Raw genomic sequence first — 12,751 nt, 5'->3', positions numbered from 1 at the left:
CGGTGAAGCGGCGATCGCCAAGGGATTGGAAACGAACATGAGGACACAGGTGCTGGTGGTGGGCGCCGGGCCCGTCGGATTGACCGCGGCGATGGATCTGGCTTCCCGTGGGATCGACGTCGTGGTCGCGGAGATCCGCCATGCCGGCGATCCGCCCAGCGTCAAATGCAATCACGTCTCGGCGCGTTCGATGGAGATCTTCCGCCGGCTCGGCGTCGCCGCAAAGCTGCGCGACGCAGGCCTGCCCGCAGATTTCCCGAACGACTGCTCCTACCGGACCACGGCGACCGGCATCGAGCTGTGCCGCATCGACATTCCCTCGCGCGCACGCCGCTACAGCGCCACCGGCGGCCCCGACACCTGGTGGCCGACGCCGGAGCCGCCGCACCGGATCAACCAAGTCTATCTCGAGCCGATCCTGTTCAGCCATGCCGCCGCTCAGTCGCGCATCACCATTCTGGCGCGCACGGAAATCACGGACATCGAGCAGAATGACGACCATGTGGTCGCATTGGCGCGCGACCTCGACAGCGGAAGCTCGCTCCGCATCGAGGCTTCCTTTGTGATCGGTTGCGATGGCAGCCGTTCCCTGGCTCGCAGATCGATCGGCGCCAACCTGTCCGGCACGCCGGTGATCCAGCGCGTGCAATCGACCTTCATCGAAGCGCCGCAGCTCAAGGAGCTGATGGGCGCGCACAAGCCGGCCTGGATGGTGCTCTCGCTCAACCCGCGACGCTCAGGCACGACGGTGGCGATCGACGGTCAGGACCGCTGGCTGATCCATAATCACCTGAAGCCAGACGAGCCCGAATTTGATTCGGTCGATCGGGACTGGGCGATCCGCGCCATTCTCGGCGTCGACGAGCGCTTCGAATACCGCGTCCTCAGCAAGGAGGACTGGGTCGGCCGCCGGCTTGTCGCCGATCGCTTCCGCGATCGCAGAGTCTTCATCTGCGGCGACGCCGCGCATCTGTGGATGCCGTATGCGGGCTACGGCATGAATGCGGGGATTGCGGACGCCGTCGACCTGTGCTGGCAGGTGGCGGCGCATCTGAACGGGTGGGCGCCGGCTTCGATCCTGGATGCCTACGAGGCGGAGCGTCAGCCCATCACCGAACAGGTGTCGCGCTTTGCCATGGACCATGCGATGAAGATGATGGCGCAGCGTGGTGGAGTCTCCGCGGAGATCGAGGACGACACGCCGCGCGGCCACGCCGCGCGCGCAGCGCTGGCCAGGGCGGCCTACGATCTCAACGTGCAGCAATATTGCTGTGCCGGATTGAACTTCGGCTACTATTACGATGCCTCGCCGATCATCGCCTATGACGGCGAGACGCCGCCCGCTTACGCGATGGGCAGCTTCACCCCCTCCACCGTGCCGGGCGCTCGCGCGCCGCACCTGTTTCTGCGGGACGGGCGATCGCTCTACGATGCCTTCGGCGTCGGCTACACTTTGCTGCGGTTCGATCCGGCGATCGATGTAGCGCCATTGAAGTCTGCCGCAGAGCAGCGCGGCATTCCGCTCGCGCTGCTCGACATTGCGCCGGACGAAGCGAACGGCGCGTATGCCGAGAAGCTGGTGCTGGCGCGGCCCGATCAGCACATCGCCTGGCGCGGGCAGGCCGCGCCAGCGGACCCACAAGGCTTGCTGACGCGCATCACCGGCGCTTCGGCGTAAGGCGATTTGAAGCGGACGGTCTCGCGGCGAAGTCCGCCGGCAGGTGATTTACAAAGTCGTGGTTCACAAAACAAAAAAAGACTCGCACCAGGAGGGAAACGTGTTTCACGTTGCAAGCCGCCGCATTTTGGCCGTGCTGACGGCCGCGAGTTTCGCCGTGCTGCCGCTGGAGGCGGTCCGAGCGGTCTATCCCGAGCAATTGATCAAGATCATCGTGACCTTTCCGCCCGGCGGCAGCGCCGATACCGTCATCCGCGCGCTCGAACCGCTGGTCACTGCCGAGCTCAAACAGGGTCTCGTGATCGAGAACCGCGCGGGTGCTGGAGGCAACATCGGCATGGCCGCGGTCGCGCAGGGCAAGCCTGACGGCTATACGCTCGGCATTGCGCCGGCAGGCAGCCTGACGGTCAATCCGCATCTCAATTCGTCGATGCCGTTCGATCCGAAGGATCTTGCGCCGATCACCCTGCTCGCGAAAATTCCCTTCGTGCTGGTTGCGTCAGCGAACGTGCCGGCGCATACGGTCGCGGAATCGATCGCGCTCGCCAAGGCCAAGCCGGGCGCGTTGTCGATCGGGCATGGCGGCAATTCGACCGCCATGCACTTGACCGCGGCACTGTTCACGCAGAAGACCGGGATCGCCATGGAGCTGGTCCCCTATCGCGGGACCGCGCCGGCGACGGTCGATGTTCTCGCAGGCCATGTCCCCTTCGCGGTACTGGATATCCCCGCATCGAGGCAACTGATCCTCGAAGGTAAGCTCAACGCCATCGGTGTGTCGTCTGCGCAGCGTCTGTCGTCCTTGCCTGATGTGCCGACACTCGCCGAGAGCGGTATTGCGGGTTTCGAATCCGTTGGCTGGTTCGGGCTGGTTGCTCCGGCCGGCACGCCAGCCGATATCGTCGGCCGGTTGAACGAAGCCTTCGGAAAGGCCCTGAAGGATCCATCGGTGGTCGAGAAGATCCGGACGCTTGGCGCAGAGCCTGCACCGACCTCGCCGGAGGAGTTCAGCCGCTTCATCCAAAGCGAAAGCTCGAAATGGGGCAAGCTGATCAGTGAAGCGGGCATCAAGGCGAATTAAGTGTCCCACGCAGCCCTGCTGCTCGTCGGCAATCATCCCCGGCTCGCCTTCAGCGCCCGCCGCATCACGATCGCGGTCTAGAAACACGATTCCGCCCCGGCGTAAGTCATTGATCTTGCAGCTCCGGCTACTGTGCATGGGGTTGTTTTCGCGCTTTTTGTTGTTGGGCCTTGGGAGGCTTACAGGTAATCGTCGCGACACCGGCTGGCCTCGCCAGTTCGGATCACCACCGACAAGGCGAGATGGGCATGCACTCTTCCGGCAGCGGCTTGGGCAACGGGCTTCTTGGCGTCATCATCTTCAGCGCATCGCTGCCGGCGACCCGCGTGGCGGTCGGCGGGTTTTCCGCGCTGTTCCTGACCTCGGCGCGCGCGGTCATCGCGGCGCTGATCGGTGTGGCCGTGCTCGGCCTGCTCCGTCAGGCGCGGCCGCAGCGCAAGGATCTCGTCTCGCTCGCGATCGTCGCCATCGGCGTCGTGGTCGGCTTTCCCTTGCTGACGGCGCTTGCGCTCCAGCACATCACCTCGGCGCATTCGATCGTCTTCATCGGGCTCTTGCCGCTGTCGACCGCGATCTTCGGCGTGCTGCGCGGCGGCGAGCGGCCGCAGCCGATGTTCTGGCTCTTTGCAATTCTGGGCAGCGCCACTGTCGCCGGCTTTGCGCTGTCCAACGACGGCACCGCATCGCTCACCGGCGATCTCCTGATGGTCGCGGCGATCGTGCTGTGCGGGCTCGGCTATGCCGAAGGCGCCGCGCTGTCGCGCCGGCTCGGCGGCTGGCAGGTGATCTCCTGGGCGCTGCTGCTGTCGCTGCCGCTGATGGTGCCGGTCGCGATTCTAACCTGGCCGTCGACATGGAGCGGCGTCGGTGTGCCCGCCTGGATCGGGCTCGCCTACGTCTCGGTCTTCAGCATGTTCGTCGGTTTCATCTTCTGGTACCGCGGGCTTGCGATCGGCGGCATCGCCCGCGTCGGCCAGTTGCAGCAGCTCCAGCCGTTCTTCGGCCTTGCGCTTGCAGGCCTGCTCCTGCACGAACCTGTGGCCTGGAGCATGATCGTCGCGACCGCGCTGGTGGTCGCCTGCGTCTTCTTCGCACGGCGGTTTGCCTGAGGCCGAATTGATGCGGCCTTACCTCTTGCCCGGTTGCGGCTTTTCAATCCCCGGCAGCTGTGCGATTCCCTCGGCAAGAAAATCGACCAGCAGCCGTACCCGCGCGATGCCGGACCGCTCCGGCACGATCAGCATGTTGAGCGGAACGGACGGCGGCGCGTAGTCTTCAAGCACGCGCTCGAGTTGGCCGGAGGCAAGCAGGTCGTCGACGAGCCAAAGATGCGCCGGCGCAATGCCACGACCGGCCGCGAGCGCCTCGCGTGCGGCAAGCCCGTGATCCACCCGCAGCCGCCCTGCGAAGGGGACCACATGACGGCCGCCGCGGCGCCCGTGCAGCACGAGCACGTCGCTGCCGGCGATGTTCGACATCCTGACACCCTCGTGGCTGGCGAGGTCTTGCGGGCGCGCGGGCCTGCCGCGCGACGCCAGATAGTCCGGTGCGGCCACAAGCACCCGCCGCGACTGACCAAGCAGCCTGAGCTTCATCGAGCTGTCGGGGAGCGGCCCCAGACGCAAAGCGATATCGACACCTTCCCGCACGAGGTCGATCCGCTCGTCGGTCAGGCTGAGATCCACCGCCACGTCCGGATAGCGGTCCTGGAACGCGAAAACCAGACGGCTGACGTGGAGCACGCCGAAGGCGGCGGTGCAGGAGACGCGCACCGTTCCGGCAGGCGCGCCGCGCGTGCTGCGCGCCTCGTCGCCGGCGAGTTCGACCAGGCGCAGGATCTGCACGCAGTCGGCGTAATAGCGGCGCCCCTCCTCGGTCATCGTCACGCTGCGCGTGGTCCGCGTGAGCAGCGGCACGCCGACGGCCTGCTCCAGTTCCCGAAGGTGCCGCGTCACTGTCGATTGGCCGAGACCAAGCTCGCGCGCGACCGCGGACAGGCTTCCGCGCTCGGCGACCCGCACGAAGCTGCGCATGCGTTCGAGCGTCACGTCCGATTTATCCATATTTCGGCATGATCCTATCCATCGGCGACAACTACCGGATTGCAGTCGGAGGCGCTACCTGCTGCTCGCAATCGTCAACCAAGGTGCTGATCATGAAAGTGTTGATCCTCTTCGCTCACCCCGAGCCGCGCTCCCTCAATGGCTCGCTCCGCGACGTTGCCGTCAGAGAACTCGAGGCTGAGGGACACGAGGTGCGGGTGTCAGACCTTTACGCGCAGGGATGGACATCCGAGGTCGGCCGCGCCGATTTTCCGCTGCTGCCGCCGGACGGGCGGCTGGCGCCGGCCGCCGCCTCCAAGCAGGCGTTCGAGTCGGGTACACTCACCGCGGACGTCAAGGCCGAGATCGAGAAGCTGCTGTGGGCGGACGTCCTGATCCTGCAATTCCCGCTATGGTGGTTCAGCATGCCGGCCATCCTCAAGGGCTGGGTCGACCGCGTGTTCGCCTACGGTTTCGCCTATGGCGTCGGCGAGCACAGCGACAAGCGGTGGGGCGACCGTTACGGCGAAGGCAGGCTGGCGGGCAAACGCGCGATGCTGATCGTGACCGCCGGCGGCTGGCAGGAGCATTATTCGGCGCGCGGGATCAACGGGCCGATCGACGACCTGCTGTTCCCGATCAATCACGGCATCCTCTATTATCCCGGCTATGACGTGCTTCCGCCGTTCGTCGTCTACAAGGCCGACAAACTGGACGAAGCGGGTTTCCAAGCGACTGCCGAACGTTTGCGCGAGAGGATGCGAACGCTTGCGACGACATCCCCGATTCCCTACCGGCGCCAGAATGGCGGCGATTACCTGATTCCGAGCATGCGGCTCCGCGCAGGACTCGAGCATTCCGGCGCGACCAGCTTCGCGCTTCACGTCGAACAGGTCGAGGCACGCAGCCCAATGGGTGAAACGAGCTCCGTGCACTCGACGGCTGAGGGGTGCGCGGCAACAGCGTAATCCGCCGCTCGCGCAAGGACTCACCCCATCACCGTCCGCGTCAGCGTGCTCCGCGCAAACTTCTTCAGCGGCATCGGCTTGCCGAACAGAAAACCCTGCACGAGGTCGAAGCCGAGCTCGTTGGCGGCGACGAGGTCGGCGCGGCTCTCGACGCCCTCGGCGATGGCGCGCACGCCATAGCCATGCGAAAGCTCGACGATGTGGCGGCACACCGTGCGCTTGAGGCGATCAGTGCCGCTGCCGGTGACGAAGTGCCGGTCGGCCTTCAGCTTGATGAAGGGAATTTTTCCAAGGTCCATCAGCGACGGCCAGTTGGCGCCGAGATTGTCGACCGACAGGCCGATATTGTGCAGACGCAGTTCGCGGGCGACCTCGGCCAGGAGATCGAGATCGCGGATCGCCTCCTCGCTGTCGATTTCGATCGTCAGCCCGCCGAACGCCGGATGCGTCGGCATGCGCCGGCAGAGATCACGCACGGCTTGCGGCTCCTTCAGATAGGACGCCGGCAAATTGATCGCGAGATCGACCGGGCTCTGCTGCTCCAGTAGATAGTGCCAGTCCTGCATGGCGCGCTCGATCACGAATTCGGAGAGGTCGCGCATATTCGGGTCGTGCTCTTCGGGGATGAAATAGGCGGGCGGCACCACGCCCCAGGTCGGATGCCGCATCCGCACCAGCGCCTCGGCGCTATTGCGAATCAGCGTGCGCGCGTCGATCTTGGGTTGGTACCAGAGCTCGAGCCAGCCGGCGTGCAGGGCCTCGCCGACGTGCACGGCGGGGCTCGGCGCCGGCTCCTCGGGCAACAGCATCGCGACACGGTCGCGCAGCGTCTCCGCGGCAAACGGCGTCGTCAGCGGCGGCAGCATCTTGAGGCCGTATTCCTCGCCGACCTGCTGCACGGCCCTGACGATGATCGACTCGCGGGCGCCCACAGTCAGAACCCTGCCGTCGAAGGCCTCGCGCACCAGCGTCTCCAAAAATTTGCCGGGCTCGATGCCGTCGGCGGCGATGCCGAGCAGGATCAGGTCGGGCAATTCGCTTGTCAGCACGCTCTGCAGCTCCTCGGCACTGGCGCATTCGGTGGTGACGAAGCCGAGATCCTCCAGCACTTCCGCGAGAAACGCGCGAAGATGGCGCTTGCCGTCGGCCACGCAGGCGCGCGGCTTCACCTTTCGCCGTCCGAAGGTTTTCGGCCTTCGTTCGGCGAGTTCTACAATTTCGTCGTTCATCGCAAGCACTCCCGTTCCGTGCCGGTGTGTTAGCGACGTGAGCAGTTTCAAATATGGAAGGCTTCAGTCGATTGTCGAATTATCTGAGTAACGTTAAAGCGCCCATCACGTCTAAAATTATCTGGATCTCGGTCGGGAAGTTTTTACGTCTACCCGCGCGCCGGGCGCAGGGTTGCGACAATCACTGGAGATCTCGCGACGTGCAGTGCGGCTGCATGTACGCGCGCTGTCCTGCAATTGGACCAAGCCACGCGCGCCTCGCCCAATTGAATAATGGAGCGCCTCAATTGCGCGCGACGCGCGCATTTTTCCCGGTTCGCTCGTGACGGTTCTGCGACAATGCGTCGGTGCGCGCTGGCGCCAATGTGAAGCACATCACAAGCGGATTGCTGCACGTGCGCTATTGCTCTGGGCAGCCGGTGGTGGGCTGTCGAGGATCGCAGCAATGACGTCGCGGCGAATAATGTATTGGTGGTTCAGGTTCGTGCTGTCAGGGCGATTTCTCGATCGTTTCCTGTGCCTGCCGCGCGCGCATTAGCGCGGGATCAGGTTTGGCCGATCAGCTTGCGCAACGCGGCCGCGCCGTCCTCAATCGCATCGCGTCCCTTCCAGGCCAGATAGGACAGCTTGCCACCGAGCGTGTCGTGGCTGCGCAGCCGGCGCGAACCGAGAATGTGGCCGACATTGGAGGGGAAGCGGCTCACCTCGGCGGACACCAGCGCCGCGATCGCGTCCATCAATTGCTGGAGCCGAATGCCCCATTCGCAATGCTCGATGCCGTCGATCCGCACCTTGAGCGCATATTCGGTCTCGTAGATCTCGGCGAGCAGGTCGCGCGCAATCAGCACCCGGTTGTGCCGGAGCGCGATGCGCAAGGCGAGGCGCCTGTCGTCGAGCTGGTCGAGCACCATGTGAACGACGCAGGCATAGGGCGCGGCGGCGACATCGGCGGCGCCCTTGCTCGCTGCGGCCTTGGTGGCAAGACGCACCAATTGCCAGAACGTCTTCAGCCGCCTCGCCACCAGCGTCAGCGCGAACGGCAGCGCCTCGGGATGGGCCTTCTTGAAGGCGTCCAATCGGGCGGTGATCTGATCAACCGTGCCGTCGTCGAACTTCGCGATCTTCTCGGGCAGCCTGTCGTTGAACTTCGGCAGCGCGGCGCCGGCGCGCAGCACATGTTGGATCTTCTTCACGTCCTCGAAGGCGGTGTGCGATGCCGTGTATTGCGCGAGCTTGCCGCGCGCGAACTCGGTGCTCTCCGCTGATGCGAGGGTGCTTTCGAGAACCTTGACGACCTTGGTCTGGAAGGTCGATGCGATCTTCAGCACTTCCTTCTGGTTGTTGGCGGCGACCTGGTCGTTGATCGCCTTGATGTAGTCGCGTGCCATGGTCGGCAGCAGGTCGCGGCAGATCCACTCCCAGATCGGGGTGAGGGTGTTGCGCGAGATCCGCCCCATGTTGGCATGCTCGGGCGCGCCGTCGATCAGAAGCAGCTCGAGCGGCGCAAAGAAATGGCGCGAGGGACTGGTGGCGCGCGCCTGGTTCGATCCGTCCTTGCGAAATTCGGCGCGCAACCGGGACTGCAGGTCGGACGAGCCCGGCATGTCGATGCCGCACAGCTCAAGCCGTTCGAGCTCGCTGAGCAGGCAGCTGCGCGACAGCGGCGTCAGCTTCTGCAGGAAGTTCGATAGCTGGTCGATCTCGTTCATGGCACGCAATCTTCCGCAACGTTTCCAGCAGGCCTACCGACCCCATGCATGGAGGCATTTGCGCGCTCTCAATTGCGACATAGAGAAGCAAGCCGCCGTTAATATATCCGTAAAATCCAAGGCCGCAGGTAATCGGCGCGGATCTGATCGTTAAGAAGGCGTCGAGCGACCCGTCTATCAATTGGGCAGGTTCAGCAACCTAAGAATGTTGAGGGACGTTGCCACTCAAGCATAAAGTGTGCCTGTGCCGGGGTTTCAGCACAAAACTGCCAAATTCACCGTAGTCTTACGGAGCAAAAAGTTAACTACAGACCGCGTTGGGTTCCGCTAAACGAGTGACATGGGGTCACAGAATGATACGGCCACTGATTCGCGGCCGTCGGAATGGTACGAAAGCAACGCCGCTCCAACTGAAGAGCTCGATGCCGTCCGTCTGAACGCCGCCCGTGCCAAGGCGGCCGACGAAATGGCAGCCGCCATCGCCCGCGAGCTCAACGGTCCCCTCACGGCGCTCCTGCTCTACATGGGCGAGATCAAGCATCACAGCGATCAGCTCGCGCCGGTGACGGGCGACCGTGCCTATTTGCAGCGGGTCGTGGAGAATGCGCTAGTGCAGACCGAGCGGGTTTGTGGCCTCGTCAAACAGCTTGCCGGTTCTCACACGGGTGGCCTGCCGATCGCGTCCAGGGCCGAGGGCGCCGAATCGAAGTTCGCGCGCGCGCCACAGCTGCAGCGCGTGCCGAGCGCCGAAATCCTCGGCCTGTCAGGCCAGAAGCGGCTGACCAAGCGCGAGCGCGAGGTGCTGAGGCTGATCAGCGAGGGTTATTCGAACAAGCAGGGTGCGCTTCGGATGCAGATCAGCCCGCGCACCTTCGAGAGCCATCGCGCCGAGGCGATGCGGAAGCTCGGTGCGCGCAACACGGCGGACCTCGTCCGTGCGGCGCTGCTGCATTCGATCGACTGAAGGGCCTTGCGTCGGGCCGCCCGGCAGCGGGCGAGGGCCAAGCGTGAGGCATTTCTCGAAAAAGACCCGCGGCTCCGACCGTGCTCAGAAATAATCTTCGGCGAAGGGACGCGCGCGCGACGAGGGCCGCAGCGGCTTGAGCTCGTCCTTCGGCACGTTGGGAATGATCGTGATGGTCCAGCGGGGCGGCATGCTCGATTCCTGCTCCAGCACCGAACGTACGAAGCCGGTCACCGTCGCCTCGCCAGCGGCCACCGTCGCCATCCGGCCGTTGAACTGTGCGATGCGGAAGCGGCGAACTTCTTTCTGGTCCGCGGTCTCGTAGGTGAACATGGAAACCCTCCTGGTTTCCGGCGACTATCGCTGCCTATGATTAGCCATCTGTGAAAATCCCAAGCCGTAGAAGTACGGCGGGCATGCACGCGTGAGTGGTTGGAGCGTTTCGAGCGAGCGCGTCAGCCCTCCGGCTCCTGCGCGCGCGCGGCAGCGTAGGCGGCGTCCATCAGGTCCAGGAGGTCGCAAAATCCGGCGTCGCCGAGCCTCTCCGCGGTCTTCTCCAGCCGCAGCGCCAGCACCGCGAGCCTGACATAGCCGAACGTTCCGGCCGCGCCCTTCAGCGAATGCGCTTCGCGGGCGATCCTGCCGTGGTGCTGCGCGAGCGAGAGCGTGCGGAACGATTGCAGACGCGCGCAGGTTTCGCTCCAGAACACGTCGCGCACTTCGCAAGCACCATCCTCGCCGATCTCGCGCACCAGCGCCTGGTACGCGCCCGGCTCGCGCGCGGGTTCGGCATCAAGCACTGTTTGCGCAGGCGCGACGGTGACTTCGAACATGGTTTGGCCTGCCTTGATCACGGTTTGCCGCCGGCCCGTACAGGCGCGCGCGGCACATCCGTGTCTACGGCATCTGGATTTCAGTTCCGGTAGCAGGACATTCCGTGTTTGCGGGCCGGAATTAGCGGCCGGTTTACCACGCCGCAGCGCCAGTCAGCGCGGGCCGAGCAGCCGGTCATACTGCGCCTTCACGGTGGCGTAGCATTCGCACGCCGTCTGGCGCAGGCCGTCCAGGTTGAGGATCTGGATGTGTCCGCGGCTGTAGTTAATGAAATTCGCCTGCTGCAAGGTGTTGGCGACCAGCGACACGCTGTTGCGCCGAGCGCCGATCATCTGCGCCATCGCCTCCTGGGTCAGCAGCAGCCGGTAGTCGCCGGAGAGGTCATGGGTGTGGAGCAGGCAGCGCGACAGCCGTGACTCCACCGGATGAGCGGCGTTGCAGCCCGCGGTCTGCTGCACCTGCGCGTAGACCGCCAGTCCGTGACGCGTGAGCAGCGTCCGCAGGGTGCAGCTCTGGTCGGCCGCGACGCGCAGCCGGTCGAGGTCCATCATCGAGGCGGAGCCTGGAACCAGCACGATGGCCGTGTTCAGCGCGCAGGCATCGCCCATGATCGAGAGCGTTCCGAGCAGGCTGTCGCGGCCGATCATGGCGACTTGCACGTGCTCGCCCCTGGCGAGCTCCACCACCAGCGAGATGACGCCGCGATGGGGAAAGTAGGCGCGCTTGAGCGTTTCGCCGGTCGCGACCAGCACCGCGTCGTGCGGCAGATCGCCCGTCCGCAGGTGGGGGCGGATCAATTCATAATCGTCCGCCGACAGCGCGGACAGGAAACCGTTGGAGGAACGTACCATTGTTTCCAAAGTAGCCTCCCGTCTCCCGGACCAGCACGGGAAACTGCTTGTCGTTCGGCCACGTTCCATCATGTTCCCGTCGGGATATATTGGCAATTGGGACAAGACGTCCGATCGCAGTCAGTGCCGCTGCACGTCGGCCTCGCCAAGACAGATTCCCTGACCCAATTCCTACCGAGCTGGGAACCAGCAGATCCAGATGGTGCGGCTGGAGAATCGGTTTGGAGCTTGTTCGCGGTCATGGTTGATCCGGCGCGTTTCAAGGTCATCCGCGCCGCGTCGTCGTCATGGAGTTGCCTTGGCGCCGCGTGGCCGCAGATTCCGCGTCAATCGTCTTTCCGGCTCCGCCAAGGACGCTCTCAACAGTCCATTTCTCGAGCAAAGGAGCATGGCGTGCGCCACGGTTCAATTATTGAATCGCCAAATCGGGAAGCTCAAACGGGGACAGAAGATCTGCGCGATATTCTCGTCGTCGATGACGACCCGATGGTCTGCATGGCCATCGAGGTCTATCTCCAGCGCAACAATTTTCGGGTGACGATCGCCGAAGGAGGGGAAGCCGGACTTCGTGCGCTCGAACACGAACAGTTCGATCTGATGATCATCGATATCTTCATGCCGCACATGCGCGGGTTCGAATCGGTCAGAATCTTTCACGAGCGCGCGCCGGCCGTTCCGCTGATAGCGATGTCCGGCTACGCGTTCGCAATCTGAATTCGCCGGCCCCGGATTTCCTCCGGATGGCGCTGGAGCTCGGTGCGGCGCGCTGTCTGCGCAAGCCGTTCACGCCGCACGCGCTGCTCGCCGCCATCAACGATTGCCTGGCGGAGCACCGTCCCCAGGGCGAGCTTGCCCCGGCCGCGCGCCTGGGTTAGCGCGGCACCGGCCGCAGCGGACGCGGGTAACGGTTCGTTTACCGCAAATGCGGGTGATGCATATCCCGGCAAAGCACCAGGCGACGTGGCGAGACCGGCCCGGGCTGCAGGCAGCTCGATACAATTTGCGCGAAGACCGCGCATATCTCCTTCACAAGCAGGGCTTTCCCGCGCGCCGGGTCTCGCTGTTATCGGCACGTTCACCTAACGCGTCTCGCCGCTGCGGCGTGGGGCCGGTCTTGCCGAAAAACGCTGTCCCATGCAGTCGAACGGCAAACTTGTCTTCAATATCCGTATTAGCACGGAGGATGAAATTAACGGGACCGTGAAAGGGGATGTCTAACGATCCAAGGTGGGGGCTTCCGTTCATGCCAGCGCGGCTCGGGCGTCGAGGTCCAGATCCAGGTCTGTAAGGCGTAGCTCATGGATGATCTGTTGCGGGAGTTTTTGACGGAAACCAGCGAGAGCCTGGACACCGTGGACAATCAGCTGGTGAAGTTCGAGCAGGAGCCGAACAACG

General features: G+C 64.4%; 11 protein-coding genes and 1 pseudogene. 6 read left to right on the top strand and 6 right to left on the bottom strand.

Annotated features, from left to right (window positions below):
* The first annotated feature begins 37 nt into the window (after positions 1 to 37).
* The 3 genes from IVB42_RS18945 to IVB42_RS18935 all read left to right on the top strand — a co-directional run bounded on the left by IVB42_RS18945 (position 38) and on the right by IVB42_RS18935 (position 3,868).
* On the top strand, positions 38 to 1,678 hold the full coding sequence (locus tag IVB42_RS18945) for an FAD-dependent oxidoreductase (protein WP_247372308.1): 1,641 nt from the start codon (positions 38 to 40) through the stop codon (positions 1,676 to 1,678).
* Between the two features lie 100 nt (positions 1,679 to 1,778).
* Positions 1,779 to 2,759, top strand: a complete 981-nt coding sequence (locus IVB42_RS18940; protein ID WP_247295759.1) for a tripartite tricarboxylate transporter substrate binding protein — start codon at positions 1,779 to 1,781, stop codon at positions 2,757 to 2,759.
* Positions 2,760 to 3,007: 248 nt separating this feature from the next.
* Positions 3,008 to 3,868: a DMT family transporter gene (locus IVB42_RS18935; protein ID WP_026233895.1), complete on the top strand. Its 861-nt coding sequence runs from the start codon at positions 3,008 to 3,010 to the stop codon at positions 3,866 to 3,868.
* An 18-nt stretch (positions 3,869 to 3,886) separates the two neighbouring features.
* Here IVB42_RS18935 and IVB42_RS18930 read toward each other — a convergent pair whose 3' ends face one another.
* Positions 3,887 to 4,822 (bottom strand): LysR family transcriptional regulator, encoded by a 936-nt coding sequence (locus tag IVB42_RS18930; RefSeq protein WP_018459869.1) that lies wholly within the window; start codon positions 4,820 to 4,822, stop codon positions 3,887 to 3,889.
* A 92-nt stretch (positions 4,823 to 4,914) separates the two neighbouring features.
* Between IVB42_RS18930 and IVB42_RS18925 the strand changes: the two genes are divergently transcribed.
* Positions 4,915 to 5,769 (top strand): NAD(P)H-dependent oxidoreductase, encoded by an 855-nt coding sequence (locus tag IVB42_RS18925; protein WP_039801040.1) that lies wholly within the window; start codon positions 4,915 to 4,917, stop codon positions 5,767 to 5,769.
* A gap of 20 nt (positions 5,770 to 5,789) precedes the next feature.
* On the opposite strand, the gene IVB42_RS18920 is transcribed toward IVB42_RS18925, so the two are convergent.
* On the bottom strand, positions 5,790 to 6,998 hold the full coding sequence (locus tag IVB42_RS18920; RefSeq protein ID WP_026233896.1) for an EAL domain-containing response regulator: 1,209 nt from the start codon (positions 6,996 to 6,998) through the stop codon (positions 5,790 to 5,792).
* Positions 6,999 to 7,543: 545 nt separating this feature from the next.
* On the bottom strand, positions 7,544 to 8,707 hold the full coding sequence (locus tag IVB42_RS18915; protein WP_018459873.1) for a hypothetical protein: 1,164 nt from the start codon (positions 8,705 to 8,707) through the stop codon (positions 7,544 to 7,546).
* Positions 8,708 to 9,047: 340 nt separating this feature from the next.
* Here IVB42_RS18915 and IVB42_RS18910 point away from each other — a divergent pair, with 340 nt between their 5' ends.
* Positions 9,048 to 9,671: a helix-turn-helix transcriptional regulator gene (locus IVB42_RS18910; protein ID WP_018459874.1), complete on the top strand. Its 624-nt coding sequence runs from the start codon at positions 9,048 to 9,050 to the stop codon at positions 9,669 to 9,671.
* Positions 9,672 to 9,755: 84 nt separating this feature from the next.
* On the opposite strand, the gene IVB42_RS18905 is transcribed toward IVB42_RS18910, so the two are convergent.
* From IVB42_RS18905 to IVB42_RS18895, 3 genes are all read right to left on the bottom strand, one after another.
* Positions 9,756 to 10,004, bottom strand: a complete 249-nt coding sequence (locus IVB42_RS18905) for a hypothetical protein (protein WP_018459875.1) — start codon at positions 10,002 to 10,004, stop codon at positions 9,756 to 9,758.
* A 122-nt stretch (positions 10,005 to 10,126) separates the two neighbouring features.
* Complete coding sequence (locus tag IVB42_RS18900) at positions 10,127 to 10,504, bottom strand: Hpt domain-containing protein (protein WP_018459876.1); 378 nt, start codon at positions 10,502 to 10,504, stop codon at positions 10,127 to 10,129.
* A gap of 153 nt (positions 10,505 to 10,657) precedes the next feature.
* On the bottom strand, positions 10,658 to 11,356 hold the full coding sequence (locus IVB42_RS18895; protein WP_018459877.1) for a Crp/Fnr family transcriptional regulator: 699 nt from the start codon (positions 11,354 to 11,356) through the stop codon (positions 10,658 to 10,660).
* A gap of 453 nt (positions 11,357 to 11,809) precedes the next feature.
* Between IVB42_RS18895 and IVB42_RS18890 the strand changes: the two are divergent.
* Positions 11,810 to 12,231: pseudogene (locus tag IVB42_RS18890) on the top strand (response regulator).
* The last annotated feature ends 520 nt before the right edge of the window (positions 12,232 to 12,751 follow it).

Origin of the sequence: Bradyrhizobium sp. 45 (assembly GCF_023073155.1) — a bacterium.
GTDB classification, from domain to species: Bacteria; Pseudomonadota; Alphaproteobacteria; order Rhizobiales; family Xanthobacteraceae; genus Bradyrhizobium; species Bradyrhizobium canariense_D.
This window is presented reverse-complemented; position numbering and strand designations above follow the sequence as displayed.